The sequence below is a fragment of the Clostridium lamae genome (assembly GCF_033043255.1).
GTDB lineage: Bacteria > Bacillota > Clostridia > Clostridiales > Clostridiaceae > Clostridium > Clostridium lamae.
In genome coordinates, this window is the sequence record NZ_JASCQJ010000004.1 from 95559 (window position 1) to 116783 (window position 21225).

The window sequence follows — 21225 nt, forward strand, 5'->3', positions numbered from 1 at the left end:
TATAGTGATTCTTATCTTCGATATATTTTAGAGTTTCTAATAATCCATATAATCTCAAAATTTTTAAGAATAAGTACTAGCTTTATAATGTTTTACTTTCATTTATCTATATGGTGCTAATAAATTTCTAACTTAGTAATCATTCCCTCTGATACAGTGAAATGAAAATCTAATAATAGCGGATCAGGAAGACCTGTTTTATCAAAATCACCATCCACTTTAGCTGTAACAATAGTCATGTCATTTTTTTCAATAACATTTGTAGCTTCTAATCTAATTTTAGCGGCAAATTGGTGTTTTTCACTCCACTTTTGGATTTTATCTAATCCAACATATTCTTGACCTTCATCAATTACAACTGCATCCTCAGCAAAAATTGATATAAAATTTTTTTGATCTGAATTATTTGTTGTACTGAAATAAGTTTCAATAGGTTCTTGCAATTTTATTTTCATTATATATCTCCTTTATAATTGTATTTTTGATAGTATTATTCTCATCTACCTTTTTAAATATAACAATCATAACTTGACTACATCCTGTCAAGTTATAATAGCTAATAAAAAATTATATAGATTTATTATTTAATAATAGACCTCAATACATAATAATTAAATTAATTCACATAATATGACATAGTGTTGTCAAGTTATATGCTGTATATATTATATGAGGTGAAATTATGCAAATTAGTAGATTGTTTCAAATTATATATATTCTACTCGAAAAAAAATCCATAACAGCTAAAGAATTAGCAGAACATTTTGAGGTATCTGTAAGAACAATCTATAGAGATATAGATGCTCTAGCCCAAGCTGGAATTCCTATTTATTCAAGTCAAGGAAAAGGTGGAGGTATCTCTCTAATAGATAAGTTTGTACTTAATAAATCGTTAATTTCAGAAATAGAGCAAAATAAAATTCTACTTGCCCTTCAAAGTTTATCAGTAGCAGGATACCTAGAACTTGATGAAGTATTATCAAAATTAAGCATAATATTTCAAAAAAGTAATGTTAACTGGATTGAAGTAGATTTTTCTAACTGGGGAAGTAATAAAAAAGAAAATTTTAATCTTTTAAAGAATTCCATACTCCAGCAAAAAGCAATTACTTTTTCTTATTTTAGTAGCAATGGTGAAAAAAGCAATCGCCACGTTGAACCTTTTAAGCTGCTGTTTAAAGATAAAGCCTGGTATTTACAGGGATATTGCCTTCATAAAATGGAATTTAGAACGTTCAAAATAACCCGCATGATAAACATCAATATTACAGAGGAATCTTGTATTCATCTAAATTCACAAGAGTTTATATATAACTCACTTTCTGCTACACCTAAAAAACAAATTCAGTTAATACTAAGAATATCCTCCAAAGGGGCTTACCGTGTATATGATGATTTTAGTGAAGATAATATTACAGTAAATGAAGATGAGTCTTATACTGTAGTTGTCTCAATGCCTGAAGGTGAATGGCTCTATAACTATCTCCTTTCCTATGGAACAATGCTTGAAGTTATAGAACCTAAAAACATACGTAAGGAAATTGCTAGTCGTTTGGATAATATGTTGAATAAATATAATACCAAAACCTGACGTGACGTAGTCAAGTTTAATCTATTATTCTTAATATATAAAGCAAATTAACTTATAGGAGGTTATTAACTATGGAAAATTTTTTACATCTTGATATTAAGAAAGAACTTGTTGGTAAACGTGTGCTTGTAACAGGTGGAACTAAAGGTATTGGTAGAGCAATTGTCGATCGCTTACTTAATTCTGGTGCAACAATTATAACTACTGCACGAACAATGCCTGATGACTTACCTGATTCTGTTAGCTTTATTCAAGCAAATGTAAGTACAACAGAAGGCACTGAAAAAATTATAAAGGAAACGCTTGAAAGGTTTGGTGAATTGGATATTTTAATCAACAATGTGGGTGGTTCTTCATCTTCCACTGCTGGCGCATTAAATTTGAGTGACGACGACTGGCTAGAAACTTTTAATCAAAATCTTTTTTCTGCTGTACGTTTAGACCGTGGATTTCTTCCATCTATGATTAAGCAGAAAAAAGGTGTAATAATTCATATATCATCTATTCAACGAAAACTTCCTGGAATAATGACTATGCCATACTCTGCCGCTAAAGCAGCCTTAACAAATTATAGTAAAAATTTAGCTACACAGTTTGGTGGAGATGGAATAAGAATAAATACAATTGCTCCAGGATTTACAGAGACAAAAGCTGCCGAACGCCTTATTGAAAGAATGGCACAAAACTCTGGAACTGATTATAACGGTGCACGCCAAGAATTAATGGATAGCCTCGGAGGGATACCACTAGGTCGTCCAGGAAAACCTGAAGAAATTGCTGAACTAGCTGCTTTCCTTGTGTCAGACAGAGCTTCGTATATTACTGGTAGTGAACACATTATTGATGGTGGAATTATTAGAACAATCTAATGCTATCCTTATGGAGGATTTATGAGTGATTTATTAAAAGATATTTATACAATGAATTTTTTGAATGACTTTGGAGGTAAAGTACACACTGTTTATGAAAACTTTGATACGAAACAATTTGTAAATTCAGTTTTATCTGATCCATGGGATGATTTGCCACTAAAAGCACGAACACATAAAATTGCAGAAGTATTAGGAGAATATCTTCCTAAAGATTTTGAAGCTGCGCTAGAAATTTTACTTTCAATCAACGCCAGCTGCACTGGATTCCCTTACTTGTTCCTACCAAACTTTGTAGAAATATTTGGGCAACAAGAAAAATACTTCGATATTTCAATGAATGCATTAGAGCAGTTTACCCAGCAATCATCATCTGAATTTGCAATTCGTCCTTTTTTAATAAGGGAACCTGATCGTGTAATGGAATATATGATGAGATGGTCTTTACATCCAAATGAGCATGTTCGACGTTTTTCTAGTGAAGGTTGCCGTCCTCGTCTGCCTTGGGGGATTTCACTTCCAATGTTTAAAAATGACCCATCACTAGTTTTAAAAATATTAGAAAACTTGAAGTTTGATAATTCTCTTTATGTTCGAAAGAGTGTTGCTAACAACCTAAATGATATTTCAAAAGATAATCCTGATATAGTCTTAGAAACTATAAAGAAATGGATTGGCATAAATCCAAATACTGATTGGATTGTTCGCCAAGGTTGTCGTACTCTTATAAAAAAGGCTAATCCAAAAGCAATGGAACTCTTTGGCTATACAAATTTTTCAACTGATAAATCCTTGTTTAAGAATGCAACCATATCTGTTGACAAAAGAAATCTTAATATTGGTGATAGTTGTAAACTAAATTATTCCCTAGATATAGATTGGGCTACTTCCCCATATATACGGTTAGAATATGCCATAGACTTTATAAAATCAAATGGTAAATCTTCACGAAAGATATTCTTTTTGTCTGATAAAATTGTATCTAAAACTGCGCATTTACATGGAACTAAAATGCATAGCTTTGCAGACCTTACTACTCGCAGACACTACCCGGGAATTCATAAAATTGCACTTCTTATCAATGGGCAAGAGGCTGCACAAACTACATTAAATATTATAGAGGTGAAGCATGATTATAAATAATTTATTATTAAAATTAAAAATTAGAAATGATGAAAGTATTAAAAAAACACAAAATGTTCTTCTTAGTATGAAAGGAAAAATAGAAGTTTTACAAGATATACAAGTAGAAATCAACATTCGTTCAGGAGAAAGCAACTACGATATACTTCTTATTACAAAGTTTGCATCTATAGCAGACTTAGAAAAATATATCATTCATCCTGTGCACTTAGAAGTTGCTAAATTCATTGGAACTATATTAGATACTCAAGCATCTGTTTGCTACAAAGTATAAATGGTAATAAAACTACTTAAGTCATTACACATGAACAATCACTCTTAATCTTTAAAAATACAAATTAAGATATTTAGAATTAAAGCAAAGCCTCTCTGTATTAATCTTCAAAAGAATTAATACAGAGAGGTTCGATTAATTTATTTCAAAATAATAGTAGCTTAATTACATTTAATATTCTTTTTACTATAACGAAGATTCCAATCCAAATTTAATTTTTCAAGGCTAGAAAGAAATTTCTCTTTTTCATTAATATCCAAACAAGAAAACATATCACTATATAAACCTTCCATTTGAGTGCTTGCTATTACTGCTTCCTTCTTACCTTCTTTAGTTAACTTTATATCCATAGTTCTTTTGTCTTTTTTACTATCATTACGCTTAATTAAACCACTATCCTCCATCTTACTAAGGATTTCGCTAGAAATTTCTGATTTAACACCAAGCTTCTTTGTTAATTTCTTTTGAGTAATTTTCCCAACCTCATTAAGTAAAATTAGTATTTTCTTTCGGTTTACTATTTCCTTACAAATATTTCCAATTGTATATTCTGTATGTCTTAAATTTATTAATATTTTTTCATCAATATTTGATTTTTGATGATCCTCTAATTTATCAATATCTTCAGATTTTTTCTCATTATCATTAGACTTACTTGGTAATTCTATTGTTTCTGCATATTTTTTACCACGTCCACATTTTGGTTTAGCTAAACTACAATGATTTTTACAAATAGGACATACTTTTTCATCCTGCATTAATATTTCCTCCTAAGTCATTTACTCCTATATATTATAGCATGAATGTATGTAATCGATAATGAAAATCAGTGATTTTATAATAAATATATTTTAATAACTCTGTTTTAAATAATTTCAATTTATATAATAAAAAAAATGGACAATTGGTTGTCCATTTTTCAGCAATATTTTAAGATAGTCATCTAATGCGTACTCTAAATTTTCCTTTTATGCTCATTTCAAATCTTGAATAGCTTTCATTATTTTATCTGGTTTACGCCTTAATTTCCATAACTCATTATTATGGTTTATCTTTATAGCTGCATCTTTCATGTGGGAAAATGAATTATGAAGTTATAGAAGGTATTAAATAATATTGGATAAGCTATAAGAATATTAAAGATGAGCTTCATTTCTTAGGATTAGGTAAGATATCTATTATGATGAGAATACTTAAGCTAAGCGATTTAGGTATTCTCATCATACTTAAAAAGAAGGTGGCACCTTTTCTTATTATTCCCTAGAATCTTATATACTTCTTATATTAAAACTATATGTGCATTTTTATTATCAAAAGATACAACTAAAACTTCACTACCTTCAGATACTAAATTATAAAACTTTTTAGTACAATTTACCCTCCTAATTATAGTATTATCCATTGGAAATATAACATTTGTATAATAGGCTCTAGTACTTTTGCTACTTGTAGATTTATTTTCATAGAATTTAATTTTCACAACCCCATATTGAGCCTTTTTAGGTAATCCATTTCTCATTAAATATAGCTTACTACTTATATCAAATGTAGGAAATAAAAATAGTATAAATGTAATAATTACCAAAAGAGACTCTTTAGTAAAAATATTATCTCCACTTTTTATTAATTCATATACAAAAATAGCTGTAAATAAATTAATAATTAAAGCAATAAAAAGAGCAGATATATGCTTTACTCTTAATTCGCGCAATAAACTTTTAATTATTAATTTATGATCAGTATTAATAATATCATTTTTAAGATTATTCACCTTAATCTCATTATAACTACTATTCTCGCCATAAATTTCTTTTAAACTAGGTCTTTTCATCTATTCTCTCCCATTATATAAATTTACTTAAATTAAAACATCCGATATTTATTTTGTCAATTCTGCAAAAACAATATAAATATTGTAAAGTTTTAGTGTATTTTTTAGTTATCGTATGCTAATATATTCCTTGGAATATTTTTCACAAAGGAGGGTTCTTTAATGAAGAACATAATAAAACGTTTATTTATTATGCTTAGCCTAATGCTAATAATGTTCAGAGCAATCCCAGCATATGCTGAAATTTCTGAACAAGATAATTTAAAGGTTAAGTTACAAGTAGAAAATCTTGCTAATACTGACGGCGATATTAAAGCAGTATTAAAAATTACTAATGTAGGCATAAGACCTATAGATAATATTAATATTAATAGTGTCATTCCAGAAGGAATATCTATTAAAGATAAAAGTACTTTATCTAAAGAAATAGGTACAATAAATGCTGGAGAAACTATAACTCATGAATTTTATTGTAAAATTGATAAAGCAATAATAAATGATGAAGACTTTGATAATAATATCGGTAATGAAAACGATGAAAACAACACTAATAATGAAAATGTTGGCAACAATGATAATCAAGAAAATAATCCACCTGTACTAGATAGTAATACTGATGATGAAGTTCAAACAGGCGATAGCAATACTATTATAATTTCAACAATAGCACTTGTTATTTCTGCAAGTTTAATTATTGTTCTATTAAAGAAAAAAAATACTAGAAGTAAAAAATTTATATCAATGTTACTTTGTTTATCATTACTAACATCATTATTTCAAGGTGTTGTAGTACAAGCTGATGAAAATAATAAAAAAGATATATCTATAAAAGAAACTATAACAATAGATAATAAAGACTATACTTTTGAAATAATAGTTAATTATGAAACATCATCAAATAAAGTTGCTCCATCAGGTGCAATAATAACAAGAGGTCAATGGATTTCTAACCTTGTTGAGATATTAGATTTAAAAAATCAACATGAAATAAATTGGGATGCTAATATAGCTTATCCATTTAATGATATTGAAGGAACCCAATACGAAGAAGATATTTTATATGCTTATGTTAATTCTATTTTAGTTGATCAAGATGAATCCTTTAATCCTGATGCTCCTGCAACACGTGAATTTGCAACTGTTACATCTGTAAAAGCTTTAGGATTCGCAGGAGATACAGATATTGTATGTAATGATATAAGTGATATAACTTATTCAAAGGAAATAGAAGTAGCTGTTTCACTTGGTTTAATACCTCTAGAAAAAAATAATTTTTATCCACTTAGAAATTTAACTGAATCAGAAGCTCAGTATATTACTGAAGGAATACAAGCTGTATTAAAAAGCTCTGAAATAGATGAAAATTATGATAATACTTTTGAATACAAAGAAGGTGTTATTGAATTAGATGATACTACTGTATATGAAGTAAATGGTGAAACTATCACATTTAACACAGATGATACAGTTAGCAATTTAAATATTGGAGATATAATAGTTCTTCCAAACGAAACACCTTATAAGATTACAAAAGTAACTGTTAATGATGGTAAAGTAGTAGTTGAAACAGAAGAACCTAAAATTGAAGAAACTCTAGAATATATTGATGTACAAGGTTATGCTACAGGTGATTTCTCTAACTTTATTCCTGAAGAAGGTGTTGAAGTTATTGAAAATACTACACAAGATTCTAGAATCAACTTAGATATGGAAGGTTCTAGCCCAAATCTAGGTTCTTATACTTTAAAAATTAAAAAAGAAATAGGTAATGGCGAAATTTCAGGAGAAGTTAAACTAGTCCTTCCTAAAATTGAATATAAAGTAGATATGGATATAAATTTCCTAGATATTGATATTAATAATGTATATTTCAAAATTTCAGATGAAACAGAAACTGCATTATCAGTACGTTTAGGTGTTGACGATGATAGTTTTCCGACTGGACCTAGACTAATTGATTTAGGTAAGCTACCTGTATACGGTATACCTGGTGCTGCTGCAGTGGTAAAAATAGCATTATATTATGATATTAGCGGCTCTGTTCAATTAGTCTTCTCTACTGAGAAAACAAACGGTATTCAAGTTCTAAACAATAAAGTGAGAGGAATTAATACAGCAAAATTTAATATTAGTGATATTAATGAATTAAATATTGAAGGAAAAATAGGTCCTAAGCTTTCAGGATTATTAGAAATTTGTTCTACATGGAATTTAATTGATTTTTCAGTTAGCGGTGGTTTAGGTGCTAATGTAATAATAACACCTCATCCAAGTATGATTTGTTCGGATGCTACCATTTTTGGATTTTTAGAATTAACAGCATTAGATGAATGTAAACTAAAAGATTGGTTAGAACTATCATATACTTTAAATGCATGGGATTCTGATACTAGTCCATTTAAGAAAAATCTTCATTTTGAAAATCTAAATAAAGTTCCTAATTGTACCTACGGTGAAGGAACTATAAAAGGAACAATAGCTCAAGCTGGAAATAGAAATGTATTCTTAAAAGATGCTTTAATACAAGTTTACAATAACAATAGCAGTAACAATGCTCCAATATTAGAAACTACAAGCGATATTAATGGTCAATATGAACTATCACTTAATGCAGGTACTTATAAAGTTAAGATATCTAAAAATGGTTATATTTCATTTGAAAGTATAGAAGTTGTTGTAAATGGAGAAGAAACTTATCTTGAAACCTATTTAATGGTAGGACAAGGTGCTGATGGAGAAGTAGGAACTGCTGGTGGTATAATCACTAATGCTGTAACTGGAGAAAGTATTTCAGATACTATTATTAATGTACGTGCTGGATGGAATAATTTATCTGGAGACCCATTATTAAAAACAGTAACAAATTATGAAGGTAGATATGAAATAATACTACCACTTGGAAATTATACTGTAGAAATGATTAAAGACGGATACATTACTAAACATTTTAATATCTATGTTATGTCTGGTAATTCATTAAATCAAAATAATACACTTGTTCCAAATTCAAGTGACATTCAACCTAGTGATTTAAGAGTAGTATTAACCTGGGGAGAAACACCTGAAGATTTAGATTCACATCTTGTTGGACCAACTGTAGATGGTACTGATACTTTCCATATTTATTATAACAATAAAAAATATTTTGAAAACGGAACTCTTTATGCAGATTTAGATTTAGATGATAGAGATTCTTACGGACCAGAAACAACAACAGTATATAAAATGAATGATGAAGGTACTTATAGCTTCTATGTTCATGATTATAGTAATAGAAATTCTTCATCTAGTGTTGATATGTCTAATTCAGGAGCTAAAGTAGATGTTTATATCGGTGAAACTTTACATGCTACTTATAATATACCAACTAATACTGCTGGCACATACTGGCACGTTTTTGATTTTGATGCTTCAACAAAAGTAATTAAACCTATAAATAACTTTGTTGATAAAATAAACTTAAATTCATCCATGTATAACCTTAATGAAAGAGCTAATATAAACGAAGATTCTTTACAAGATTTTGATATGCCTGTAAAAACTGAAGAAATAGAAGAAAAGTTAGCAAGCTAATATTTTTATTTCTTATTATTTGATAAAACACATTAAATTATATTAATTTTATAATTGGGTTATATATATTTTCATTTTGAATTTATATATAACCCATTATTAATATAAAAATAACTCCAAGTAGTTGTAGTATTACTTCTGCTTGGAGTTTAACTTTAATATACTTAAAATTTAAATTACACTATCAAATAGTAACTATATTCATTTTATCATTTTTATAAATATTTAAATTATTTTTCTCAATTTTTCTTAAAACTGGGTACTTATTTTATGACAGGGTAATTAAGAAATATTTTTTGGAGGTAATTAATATGAAATACTCATTTTTAGGTTATAATGTGAAAAAAATTATGGAGTTTGATTTAGATGTGAAGGATTTAGCTATCCTTAGGTATTTTGATGATTTTATGGAAAGTGGGAAGATGAATTATGAAATTATAGAAGGTATTAAATATTATTGGATAAGCTATAAGAATATTGAAGATGAACTTCCTTTCTTAGGGTTAGGTAAGAGATCTATTATGATGAGAATGCTTAAGCTAAGAGATTTAGGTATTTTATCTCATTATACTAAAAAGGAAGGTGGCACCTTTTCTTATTATGCTTTAGGGGAAAAGTACAAGGAGTTATTATATGTTAATAAAAGTAATGATAAGCATAATGATGATAATACAAATAGCAATACAGTTAAGAAACAAACAGATAACTATAATAATAAGTCTGTTACTAATAATGAAGAGGCTGTACAAAATCATCAACAAAACTATGATAATTTTAGTGATTTAGAACACATAGAACATAAAAATGAAGAGCCTGTGTATAAAAATATGAATAGAGGTTGTTCAGAGAAATGTTCAACAAATATCCATCTATTAAATAATTCATCTACTAAATTAAACAATCTATATAATAATATAAAAGAAAAAATAAATAGTATTATAAATTATTTAAATATAAAGGCTGGCTCTATGTACAAGTCTACTAATTCTAAAACTATAAATTTAGTTAAGTCTAGACTAAAAGAAGGCTTTACTGTAGATGATTTTAAAACTGTTATAGATAAAAAAATAAAAGCTTGGAAGGGAACTCTATTTGAGCAATACTTAACTCCTTTTACTCTCTTTGGTGATAAGTTTGAAATTTATTTAAATCAAAATGTCCCTACTACTTCAAGTACTAATAGCAATAATTCCTATGAGCCTAAAAATAATTATAAAAACAATAAAAGTCTTAGATTCCATAACTTTAAGGGAAGAGACTATGATTATGATGCCCTAGAAAAGAAACTTTTAGGATGGGACTAATAGCTAGTATTTTTAATTATATAAATAATAACTTTCTTAAGTTATCATATAAATATAAATATGATTAAAAGGGGAGAATTTTATGATACTTGAAGAATTTGATGAAAATAAAATTGCTGTAATTAATGCAACTGATATTATTAAGCCCATTGATTTTTTTCCTAAGGTTGCAGTTTCATGTTTTGCACGAACTACCTTTAATAGATTGGTAAAGGAGCTTAAAGGTGTTAAAATAACTTCAACTTATATAGCAAATATGGAAATTCCTATTTACAAAGTAAATTACCATGGACTTGAAGTAGCTTTGTTTATGTCTTATGTTGGTGCTCCAGGTTGTGTTGCAGTAATAGAAGATATTTTTGCAATGGGTACTGAAAAATTGATTCTTTTCGGAACTTGTGGTGTTTTGGACTCATCTATAGAGGATTGTTCAATAATTATTCCTAATATGGCAATGAGAGATGAAGGAACTAGTTTTCATTACTCCCCACCTTCAGATGAGATAGCTGTAAATCCTAAGTATATAGATATATTTACAAATATATTGGACAACTACAAACTAAAATACCGTATAGGAAAAGTATGGACTACAGATGCAATGTATAGAGAAACTCGTAATAAGGTTAATTTAAGAAAAGCTCAAGGATGTATCTGTGTAGATATGGAATGTTCAGCAATTGCTGCTCTTGCACAATTTAGAGGAAAAGATATATTTCACTTTTTCTACGCAGCAGATAATTTGGATTCTGAAGAGTGGGATGAAAGAAGTTTATCGAATGATTCTAACCCATTACAAAAAGACAGGATTGCTACACTTGCTATGGAATTAGCCTTATGTATTGGTGATAAATAACTAATCTATGATTATATAAATAGTTTGAAATTAAAAATTTAATATATTTATAAAAAACGTGTATTTTACTTATATGGATAAACTTGGAGGAGTTTGATATTATTATATATATTAAATTTTTGGAGGACAACTATAGTGTTAGCATATCAGATAGGGATTTTTCTTATAATAATTATTTCTTCTTTCTTTGGGTTTAGAGCTTTATTAACTGCTGTAGCTTTTATAATATTATTCAGTTTATCAAATATTTTTACAGCAGCCTTATTAGTGATTCAATTAACAACTATAGCAGTTTCAACCTGTATTGGAGCTGTAATTAGTTCTATAATTCTTATAAAAGAAATACCCAATTACCTTGTACAGGGAAGACTGTATATTGAAAATTCATCTTTTGACTTTATGCCTAGCTTTATTTTGGTAAATTGCATAAGAGGATTCATAGCTATAGGGTTATTTTCATTACAAATCATTTTTGATAATTTATATATAAGTAGTGATTTTATTAATACAATTTTAATATTATTTATATTAGGAGTTATATTCTTTATATTTATTATAGGTAAAAAAATTAAATATAAGCCAAATTCTTTTATACAAAAGGCAAGTTTTACTAGCTTTATTATAGCTTGTGGAAGTGTGTATCTTGGCTATAGGGTTGTAATTAATTTAGCACCTTATATTATTAGGTTATAATATAAAAAAGTTAGATAAGTAAGAGTATCCAGATTAATTGGATACTTTTTTTATTTTATAAATAATTTTCAAAAACTTTTAAAATCATTTTTCTCCTTCGTATATAAGATATGAGGAGGTGATAATATGGCAGCAAGTTCAGTATTAGTTGGAAATGCTTTAGGAGTAAGCTATCAAATTGGAGTTGATTCTAAAGGAAATGATGTTTTTAAGGGCCAAAGCTTTAAGAACATTTCAGCTACTGCAACAGATGACGATCTAGTTGCATTATCTGATTCTATAGAAGGAATATTAGAGTATACTATTTCTACTATAAAAAAAGAGCAAACTTATATAGTAACTAGAGGTTAACATTAATTAATTAATTAATCAATCTATCTATTACTTTTTACCTATTAGTTATTCCCTATTATCTATTACCTATAAAGAATGGAGGTTATTGAATGATTGCAAGAACTGCAAGTATGAGTTTTAAGGATGCAGCTGGTAAAAAACATACCGTTGCTGTTAGAGATATAAAAGAAAATGTTGATAATTTAGCTATAGTAGCTCTTATGGATACTATTATAAATAAAAAGCTTATTAAAACTGAAGCTGGAGATTTAGTTGAAAAGCAAGCCGCTCAAATAGTTGTTAAAGATACAACTGAAGTTAAATTTTAATATACAAACCTAGGGAGCTGTAAATGCAGCACCTTAGGTTATTTGTTTATATTTATTATATATTTTAATTTTAGTTTTAATCTTCCTTTTATTAAATTATATTATTTATTATCAAATCTATCTACCTTAAATAGTTCCAAGTCCTTATCTACTTCACCTAAATATAATTTACTTAACATCATTCCACCTAAAATAGCAAATAAAATACCATTTGCTCCATAGCCTAAGCAATACCATAGCTTTTTATTATTAGGGTCCTTACCTAAAAAACCTAAGTTATCTGGTGTAGAGGCAAAGGCACCACAGTATCTATATTCTATTTCTATATTTAATTTAGGAAATAAGTTTTTTAGTCTTTGTTCTAATTTTTCATAGCTTTTATTGCATAGCTCTTCATTAAATATATCTGGTAAAAAATTTATATCTTCTCCTCCAATTATTAACCTATTATCCTCTGTTGTTCTAAAATAATTGTAAGGATCTTCATTATCTCTAATAACAGTATTTTTATAAATATCCTCTATATTGTTTATTGGTTTTGTTGCAATATTAAAAGCTGTAGTTTTAACTCCAAAATTTCTTTTTGTAAAAAGAGTTGTATTATAGCCAGTAGCTACAATAAGTATTTTCCCTTTAACTTTATGACCATAAACTGTTTCAGCTACTACATTTTCATCATTATATTCAATTCTTACAACTTCGGTATTTTCAAATACTTTTAATCCCTTTTTACAGCTTACATCTAATAAGGCATGAGTATATCTAAATGGATCAAATTGTGCTCCTCCATTTTTACTTAATACACCTGCTTCTATATCTAATGAAAAAGGATTATTATCTTTATAAATAAATTCTACATCTAACCCTCCTGATTTTCTTATCTTATATTCTTCCTCCATTTCTTTTATTTCTAATTTTTTTGCTGTATATAAAAAGCTATCTACTCTCTTAAAATCACAGGTATTACCATATTCCTTTATAAATTCTTCAATTTCATCTATTGCCTTTAATCCTAATTTATAAGATTTTATAATATTATCTATAGAGGTGTACTCTTCTACCACTAAAGCATTACTATCAAGTTCATATTGAAGAAGAGATGTTGTTATACTAGTGCTGCCATGAGCTATTCTTGATTTTTCTAAAATAACAGCATCTATATTATTTTTAGTAAAATAATATCCTATAATTGCTCCTGTTACTCCTCCACCTACTATTATTACTTCTGTATCTATATCTTTTGTTAAATATTTATATTGTTTATCTAAGTTATTAATTTTAGTGAAAATGCAGTCACCTTGCACATATTGAGTATTAATAATAATCCCCTACCTTCTTGTAATATCTAATTTCTATATTTGCTTATAGTTGATATTTTTATTTCGGACATTATTATTTTTTTAAAATTTCTTTTTATTTATACTCTCAAATCTTTTAAATATATTTGCAGTTCCTTGATACATAGCTTATCCCTTTCTATTTACCTCCTATAAAAAAATTGAAAATGTATAAAAGAGCAGACAAAAATTTTATCTGCTCTTTTATTATGTAAGTAAAAATATATTTTTAGTTTATAGGAACTATTATCTTTGCTACCTTTTGAGAACCCCTTTTAAAAGTAATATTTAAGTTTTTACTATCACTATTAACTGCAAATGTTGCACTAGCTTTACACTTGCCTCCTACAGGAGTATCCTTTGGCATTCTATTATCATCATATACAGGATATGTACTAAGCACATTGCCTTCATCATCTAAAACCTGAAAAGCATATTCGTCAATATAAAGATCATCTCCACTACTTTCACCAAAGCTTATATTTTCGTAACTATAATCTAAAATTACTACATGCTTAACTTCTATTTCGGAAAACTCATTTCTTTCCTCTGTTGCTCTTGCACCCTCAATAGTTATTGTATAATTTCCATTTTCAGTTTCTACTGTGAATGGAGTATTCAAAGTCATTTCTTGAGTAGCTACTGCTTTTTCTTGATTTTCATCTGTATTGCCACCAAAAGTATTTTCATCAACTCCTAATAACAATTTTAATAGAACATTATCATCCTTTATCTTCCATTCACCGTCAACCTTAGTTAATTCAACATCTAATGTTCTTTCGCTATAAGTTACTTCATCTAAATATTTATTAAGTAAACTATCATAGTAAGCATTACTTTCCTCTTCAGTCATTTCAACTCCTGAAAATGCTTGTGCTAAAGAATAACTAAAAGCTTCTTGAATAACCTTTCCTAAAACAGTGTTAAAATCTATGCCCTTTACAGTAGCATTTACCTTTGCACTATCTCCGTCAATGGTTTCTCCATTTATTTTATAAGTTATTCCTTTAACTTTTTCTAATAGTTTATTTTGTGTTTCTTCTGACATGTTGCTATCATCTATGTTATCTTCTGTTCCATTTTCTGATTCTTCTGCTTTAACAACTAAGTTTCCAATATCAGCTTGTCCTTTTTGAACATTTTGAAAATACTCATTTACTACATCTGTTGGGCTTTGTTTCCCACATCCATATAGTGATACTGTTGATAGTATTAAAACTAATACTAATGATAATTTTTTTATAATTTTCATTAAACATGCCCCTTTCCATAAAATATTATCTAGGCACTTTAATTGTAGTCCTGCTAATTTATATAGTCAATATTCTGAAAAATAAACCTACAAATACTTTGGATTTAAGTCCGATATTGGTGTACTCATATAAAAATTATAAGAAACTTACAAAAAAAGAGCTAAGCAATTATTCTGCTTAACTCTTTTAAGTAGTTATATTTTTATTAATTATTAAATTGTTTAATTATTTTTCTATTGAAAATTGTCTTCTTGGATTATATATAAGCATCTTGTCAATATCCTCTTGAGATATACCATTTTCAAGTAGTCTAGGTACAAAGATATCTAAAATGTAATTATGTCCATATCCACCACCATATTGAGGCCACATTGAAGCTCTTCCATTATCTCCACCTAACATGATATTATCTGCAAACCCAGCATCACACATTCCTTTTATCAATTCAATTAAAACTGAATCTGGCCAATATTTTGCTCTTGATGGTCCATCATATCCTAAAGTTACACCTTGGCTAGCCATCTTTTTATGATATTGAAGATCTGGATTTCTATCTACATGTCCTAATGTAACCCTAGTAGGATTAACACCAAACTTCTTAACTAGTTCTATCACCTCTAAACCCATAGTTCCTCTTTCAGTATGAGTTGATATTGGTGCTCCAGTTTCTCTTGATGCTATACACGCTGCTTCTAAAACCTTAAGTTCCATTGGTCTTATGCAATTATAATGAGTTGCAGCTTTAATAACTCCTGCCTTAGATTTACTTCTTGTTATAATAGGTCCACTATAATTATTAATTTCTATTCCCTCTTCTATTTCTTCAATTATCAATCTTGCTACATCCTTTAAGTCATATTTATTAACCCAATGTTCAGCATCATAATATATTGCTCTTTGGAAGCCTGTACAGGAAATTAAATTAATCTTTGATTTTTCGGAAATCTCTCTTAGCATTTCAATTTGCCTTCCACAATCAATTGGATTCATATCTACAAGCATGTCCCATCCAGCCTTCTTAGCAGATATCATAGCATAAATAGCATAATCAACTCTATCTAACCTTAAGTCTCTATCTGCTTTTTCTTCTCCGCCTCCAATAGTTATTAAGTGATCATGATAGTTTGTAATACCAATCTCTTCAGGATTTTTTCGCCCTAGTATAGTTTCAATATATTTCATATGTTATTCCCCCTAACAATTTTCATCAATGTTCTAATTCTTTCTTCATCCATTGAATTAGAAGAATTTCCATCAACCTTTATACAGGTTGCAATACAACAGCCATCTGCAATATCTAATATATCTCTAACATTATCAAAGTTTACTCCAGTATTTGCTATAATAGGAAAGTCTCCAACAGTATTTTTTATATTTTTAATCTCTTCATAAGGTGCTTGCACACCTGCCATCACTCCTGATACACATAAAGCATCAACTAATGAGCTTTTTGTAACAGTTTTTGCTCTAAGATTTATATCTCGCTTATCAAGAGAAAATGAAAATTCTGGTGATAAATTAGTTAATATTTTTATATTGTCAGCTTTTATCTTTTTCTTATAATTAATTATTTCTTCTATGTTAGGGCAATACATTCCATAGTCTCCACAAAAAGTTCCACATGCTACTCCTCTTATAAAAGACGCTCCTGTAGATAAGGCAATAGCTAAGGCAGCTTTAGGATCCCATTGAACATCGATTCCAAATGGAATAACTTCATTATCTCTTAAACACTCATTTACTATTGAAGTCATGCAAGATATTATATGGGGTTCAACTTGCTTTGAATATGGCTTATCATATTCGTTACAAAAAATCACACCTGATATGCCTCCTTTTACAAGACTAATGTAGTCATCTCTAGCAAGCTTCATAATTCCTTCTAGCCCCATTTCACTATCATAAAGTGCTGTACCTGGCAATGCTCTAATATGAAGGATTCCTATTACAGGTTTTTCTTCTCCAAATATTTCTTTAAGCCACATTTTATCCTCCTTTCTTACAAAATAAAATTATTTATATCATTCTATATTTAAAGCAACTTTAATCTTTTCTTTTAATGCTTTTACATCAGTAAAATTTGTAGTTTTTATTAATATCATCCCTTCTCTTTCTCCTATAGTTTTAGCTAAAGAAGGTGTAGTGATGCAAACATCTGGGTGACATCCCTTAAATTGACCTGCATCAACACACTTAATATCAGCCTCAATACCAAGTTCCTTGAAAGCTTTTTCTACTGTAATTTTCAATATTAAACTTGAGCCCATTCCATTTATACATACTGTGGTTACCTTTAACATCAATACTAACCCCCTAATATTTATCCTCATTATTTTTTATAATTTCTTTGATTTTTTCTAAGCTATCCGCTTTTTTTATTTCATTAACAAAATTTTTGTTCATTAACATATAAGCAATTTTTTGTATAGATTGAATATGATTGTCAGATGAAATAGCAGAAAATGTTATACATACATGTACTGGATTATTAATATGATCTCCAAAAGTTATTGGATTAGATAATTTCATAAAATGAAAAGCATTTTTAATAGCTCCATGTGCAGGAGAACTATGAAGTAAAACTAGTCCTGGCACTATCAACATATAAAACTCATTTTCTATTAAATCAGTTTTTATATATTGAAAATAATCTTTAGTAGCATATCCATTAGATACAAAAACAGCTTGTAAATAATCTATTACCTCTTCCCAATTTTTATATTTTGTATCATTGACTTCGATAATATCAAATAAATCGCTTCTTTCAGTTAATAAATTACTACTCATTGGCTATAATCACCTCTATTCCTCTACTTTCAAATTGGTTTCTATCTTCGGACGTAATAGTATCATCAGTTATAATCTTACTAATAACATCAATATCTGCTAAAAATGCATGTTTTGCTTCTCCAATTTTAGTAGAGTCAGCTAGTAATATTACTTCTTTAGCTCTGTCAATAAGGACTCTTTTCACTAAAGCATCATTGATATTATATAAAGTTAATCCACACTTAAAAGAAATACCAGCAACCCCTATAAACACTTTATCTAAAATATATTCGTTTATAGTTCTAATTGCATTGTGTCCTATTAAAGACTTATCTTTTCTTGATAGTTCCCCTCCAGTACAAATTACGTTAATATTTTCTGCATCTATTAATTCAGTAACAACAGGTATAGAAGCTGTAACCACATTTAGATTTGGAATATGCTTAATATATTTTGAAAGTTGATAGGAAGTTGTTCCAATATCTATACCGATAGAATCTCCAGATGTTATATAAGAAGCGGCTTTTTTAGCAATTAATTTTTTTATTTCTGTTTCTCTCTCATTTCTAATGTCAAATTTAAATTCTAAGCCTACCTTATCATCATATAAAATAGCCCCTCCATGAGAGCGTTTTATAAGCCCCTCTTCACTAAGAAGGTCTAAGTCTCTTCTTATAGTTACAACGCTAGTTTTTAATTCTTGTGATAGACTCTGTACTGAAACAGCTTTTTTATTTTTAATTATTTCTAATATCACCCTTCTTCTTTCATCTGCAATCATATTCCACTCCTCTATTCTTGATAAATACTATTTACTACGTAATTCCTTTACTTTTTCCATGAAATTTCTAACTCTTTCTTCACTTACTTCATTATAAAATTGACCATCTCTCTTAAAGTGCGTACCTATTACGCATCCATCTGCTATTTTTAATTGCTCTTCTACGTTATTGATATTTACTCCAGTATTAACAAAGACTGGAGTACTTACAACTTCATCTTTTACTCTTTTTAAAACTTGAGTATCCGTAGCTGATCCTGCAGTAAGTCCAGATACACATAAAGCATCTGGTTTATTATTAAAAACAGTAGTTTTTGCTATTGCTTCTATGTCTCTATCTGCTAAGTATTTAGCAGCCTCAGGTACAATATTAAATAATGCTCTTACTTTATTAGCCCCAATACTATGCTTATGCCTAATAACTTCTCCATAATTGGTGTTCCATAAACCAAAATCACTTGCATAGACCCCAGTAAATATCTCTCTAACGAACTTTGCATCCACACTTACTGCTAAATCAAATGTCTTATACGGATCCCAAAGTACATCTACCCCATATGGAATACTTATGTCTTTTTTTAATTCTCCAATTACTCTTCCCATAGCTGCTATTGTAACAGGCTTTACTTCTGTTAAATAAGGTAAACTAAATTCATTTGAAAACATTACTGCATCTACACCACCATTTTGTAATGCAAGCAAATCTTTTCTAGCACACTCAACTACATATTCCATCCCCTTATCAGCATCATATTCAGGATCTCCTGGTAATGGTTTTAAGTGACACATTGCGATAATAGGTTTTTCAACATTGAAAACTTCTTTAATCCACATATATTAAACCTCCATAAAACTAATGCCTATAAGTAAAGCTATTAATTATTCTTCTTCAGCGAAGTATTTCTTTAGAGGAATACATGCTAGTACATATATAGCTACTAAAAGAATAACAAATACCCAAACATTTCCTAGCACCTTCATAATTGATACTAATATTGCCATTGTTGATCCAAAGTCTGTATTACCATATGTTGCTCCCAGTGTTGATAGACCTGATACTCCAGTAAATATTACTCCACCTAAAATTTGAACTACACCTATTACTAATCCTGAAATTAAAGCAGATTTTTTACCGCCATATTTAAAACCAAATACCCCTGCTATACCACCATCAAAGAAAGTAGCTATAATACCAGGTATCATTAGTGTTTTTGATCCTACAGCTAATAAAATGAAGAATCCTATAAATTCTCCAATAAATGCTCCTAAGAAACCAAGGATAGCTGCAAAAGGAGCAAGTGGATAAAATACAGGCATGTCCACGCTAGGTACTGCACCTGGAACTAATTTATCAGATATACCTTTAAATGCTGGAACAAGTTCTGCAATCATCATTCTTACACCTGATAATAAAACTACAATACCAACAGTAAAACTAGCACCTAACTCTAAAGTGAAAACAACCCAGTTTGCAGTACCAGCCATTTCTTGAATAGCTTCTCTACCTGCTAATAAAGATCCTCCACCTAATACTATTGTCATTAATAAACATGTAACTACTGTAGAATCATTAAATAACCTTGTTAATGAAGAAAATCTACCTGTTTGATTAGAATCTTCTTCGTCCTCTTCAAAAAGCTTTGGATTTTTTTCGTCATATTTACCTAATAACATTCCTATTCTTGAACTTATTACAGCTGCCATACCAGAAATATGTCCTAATGTAAAACTATTTCCTGCAAAAGGCTTAGAATATCTGTATGTCCAAGCTGGCATAACAGTCCAATAAATACCACAGAAAATACTACATACTATTAGTAATGTAGTTCCTTCAACTCCAAAGAACCAATGAACTAACCAAACTGTAAGTGTAGCAAAGGCTAACATTGTATGAGCTGTTAAGAAAACTACTTTTAATGGTCCAAACTTAGCTAATAGTAAATTAATTATGAATCCGAACAACATAACAGTCGGTACTATTGCAACTAATTCTGGTATAGTATTATTAATTGCAGCCATACCTGAATAGTTTTCTGTAATTATTCCTGATATGCCAAAATGACCTTTTAGCATTTCCATAACTGGTTTATATGCAGCTTGTAATAAAGTTGATCCTTGCTTAAGTATCATAACCCCTACAATAGCTTTAACTACTCCACTAACTACATCCACTGGTTTTTTCTTTTGTAATAAAAGTCCTATCAAAACTACAATCCCCATTACTAATTCTATTTGACCAGCAATAGTCTTAAAAATCGTTGTTATAACATTTAAAAATTCCATAATGAACCT

The 21225-nt window shown here is 28.9% G+C and carries 22 protein-coding genes; 10 read left to right on the forward strand and 12 right to left on the reverse strand.

Going from position 1 to position 21225, the window contains the following annotated elements; translation table 11 throughout:
• Nucleotides 1-116: 116 nt before the first annotated feature.
• Complete coding sequence (locus QK892_RS03595) at nt 117-455, reverse strand: nuclear transport factor 2 family protein (protein ID WP_317272156.1); 339 nt, start codon at nt 453-455, stop codon at nt 117-119.
• Between the two features lie 227 nt (nt 456-682).
• Here QK892_RS03595 and QK892_RS03600 point away from each other — a divergent pair, with 227 nt between their 5' ends.
• From QK892_RS03600 to QK892_RS03615, 4 genes are all read left to right on the forward strand, one after another.
• The gene (locus QK892_RS03600) at nt 683-1591 is read left to right on the forward strand and encodes a helix-turn-helix transcriptional regulator (RefSeq protein ID WP_317272157.1); all 909 of its coding nucleotides are present in this window, start codon (nt 683-685) and stop codon (nt 1589-1591) included.
• Between the two features lie 71 nt (nt 1592-1662).
• Nucleotides 1663-2460, forward strand: a complete 798-nt coding sequence (locus QK892_RS03605) for an SDR family oxidoreductase (RefSeq protein WP_317272158.1) — start codon at nt 1663-1665, stop codon at nt 2458-2460.
• A 21-nt stretch (nt 2461-2481) separates the two neighbouring features.
• Nucleotides 2482-3603, forward strand: a complete 1122-nt coding sequence (locus tag QK892_RS03610) for a DNA alkylation repair protein (RefSeq protein ID WP_317272159.1) — start codon at nt 2482-2484, stop codon at nt 3601-3603.
• The gene (locus QK892_RS03615) at nt 3590-3877 is read left to right on the forward strand and encodes a Dabb family protein (RefSeq protein ID WP_317272160.1); all 288 of its coding nucleotides are present in this window, start codon (nt 3590-3592) and stop codon (nt 3875-3877) included. Before QK892_RS03610 ends, QK892_RS03615 begins: the two co-directional genes overlap by 14 nt.
• Nucleotides 3878-4038: 161 nt before the next feature.
• Here the strand turns inward: QK892_RS03615 and QK892_RS03620 are convergent, their stop codons facing one another.
• Both QK892_RS03620 and QK892_RS03625 read right to left on the reverse strand, forming a co-directional pair.
• Complete coding sequence (locus QK892_RS03620) at nt 4039-4635, reverse strand: MarR family winged helix-turn-helix transcriptional regulator (protein WP_317272161.1); 597 nt, start codon at nt 4633-4635, stop codon at nt 4039-4041.
• A gap of 521 nt (nt 4636-5156) precedes the next feature.
• Nucleotides 5157-5708 carry a hypothetical protein gene (locus QK892_RS03625; protein WP_317272162.1) on the reverse strand — a complete coding sequence of 184 codons (552 nt, stop codon included), beginning with the start codon at nt 5706-5708 and terminating at the stop codon, nt 5157-5159.
• Nucleotides 5709-5870: 162 nt separating this feature from the next.
• On the opposite strand from QK892_RS03625, the gene QK892_RS03630 reads away from it, so the two are divergent.
• The 6 genes from QK892_RS03630 (at nt 5871) to QK892_RS03655 (ending at nt 12793) form a co-directional block, all read left to right on the forward strand.
• Nucleotides 5871-9281: an LPXTG cell wall anchor domain-containing protein gene (locus QK892_RS03630; RefSeq protein WP_317272163.1), complete on the forward strand. Its 3411-nt coding sequence runs from the start codon at nt 5871-5873 to the stop codon at nt 9279-9281.
• A 311-nt stretch (nt 9282-9592) separates the two neighbouring features.
• The gene (locus QK892_RS03635; protein ID WP_317272164.1) at nt 9593-10585 is read left to right on the forward strand and encodes a conserved phage C-terminal domain-containing protein; all 993 of its coding nucleotides are present in this window, start codon (nt 9593-9595) and stop codon (nt 10583-10585) included.
• Between the two features lie 82 nt (nt 10586-10667).
• A complete protein-coding gene (locus QK892_RS03640; RefSeq protein ID WP_317272165.1) occupies nt 10668-11438 on the forward strand; it encodes a nucleoside phosphorylase in 771 nt (256 codons plus the stop codon).
• A 135-nt stretch (nt 11439-11573) separates the two neighbouring features.
• Nucleotides 11574-12131 carry a hypothetical protein gene (locus tag QK892_RS03645; RefSeq protein WP_317272166.1) on the forward strand — a complete coding sequence of 186 codons (558 nt, stop codon included), beginning with the start codon at nt 11574-11576 and terminating at the stop codon, nt 12129-12131.
• Nucleotides 12132-12257: 126 nt separating this feature from the next.
• Entirely contained in the window at nt 12258-12482 is a 225-nt protein-coding gene (locus QK892_RS03650; protein WP_317272167.1) for a DUF1659 domain-containing protein, read from the forward strand.
• 92 nt (nt 12483-12574) lie between these two features.
• Complete coding sequence (locus QK892_RS03655) at nt 12575-12793, forward strand: DUF2922 domain-containing protein (RefSeq protein ID WP_317272168.1); 219 nt, start codon at nt 12575-12577, stop codon at nt 12791-12793.
• Nucleotides 12794-12894: 101 nt separating this feature from the next.
• Here QK892_RS03655 and QK892_RS03660 read toward each other — a convergent pair whose 3' ends face one another.
• The 9 genes from QK892_RS03660 to QK892_RS03700 all read right to left on the reverse strand — a co-directional run bounded on the left by QK892_RS03660 (nt 12895) and on the right by QK892_RS03700 (nt 21216).
• Entirely contained in the window at nt 12895-14112 is a 1218-nt protein-coding gene (locus QK892_RS03660; protein WP_317272243.1) for an NAD(P)/FAD-dependent oxidoreductase, read from the reverse strand.
• A gap of 247 nt (nt 14113-14359) precedes the next feature.
• Nucleotides 14360-15382: a DUF5105 domain-containing protein gene (locus QK892_RS03665; protein WP_317272169.1), complete on the reverse strand. Its 1023-nt coding sequence runs from the start codon at nt 15380-15382 to the stop codon at nt 14360-14362.
• Nucleotides 15383-15608: 226 nt separating this feature from the next.
• Nucleotides 15609-16565, reverse strand: coding sequence for a phosphotriesterase family protein (locus QK892_RS03670; protein ID WP_317272170.1), 957 nt, complete (start codon nt 16563-16565; stop codon nt 15609-15611).
• Nucleotides 16562-17368, reverse strand: coding sequence for a BtpA/SgcQ family protein (locus QK892_RS03675; protein WP_317272171.1), 807 nt, complete (start codon nt 17366-17368; stop codon nt 16562-16564). Before QK892_RS03675 ends, QK892_RS03670 begins: the two co-directional genes overlap by 4 nt.
• 36 nt (nt 17369-17404) lie before the next feature.
• Nucleotides 17405-17683, reverse strand: coding sequence for a PTS sugar transporter subunit IIB (locus QK892_RS03680; RefSeq protein ID WP_317272244.1), 279 nt, complete (start codon nt 17681-17683; stop codon nt 17405-17407).
• A gap of 13 nt (nt 17684-17696) precedes the next feature.
• Entirely contained in the window at nt 17697-18170 is a 474-nt protein-coding gene (locus QK892_RS03685) for a PTS sugar transporter subunit IIA (RefSeq protein WP_317272172.1), read from the reverse strand.
• Nucleotides 18163-18933 carry a DeoR/GlpR family DNA-binding transcription regulator gene (locus QK892_RS03690; protein ID WP_317272173.1) on the reverse strand — a complete coding sequence of 257 codons (771 nt, stop codon included), beginning with the start codon at nt 18931-18933 and terminating at the stop codon, nt 18163-18165. Before QK892_RS03690 ends, QK892_RS03685 begins: the two co-directional genes overlap by 8 nt.
• A gap of 27 nt (nt 18934-18960) precedes the next feature.
• Entirely contained in the window at nt 18961-19767 is an 807-nt protein-coding gene (locus QK892_RS03695; protein ID WP_317272174.1) for a BtpA/SgcQ family protein, read from the reverse strand.
• A gap of 45 nt (nt 19768-19812) precedes the next feature.
• The gene (locus QK892_RS03700; RefSeq protein WP_317272175.1) at nt 19813-21216 is read right to left on the reverse strand and encodes a PTS ascorbate transporter subunit IIC; all 1404 of its coding nucleotides are present in this window, start codon (nt 21214-21216) and stop codon (nt 19813-19815) included.
• Between the last annotated feature and the right edge of the window lie 9 nt (nt 21217-21225).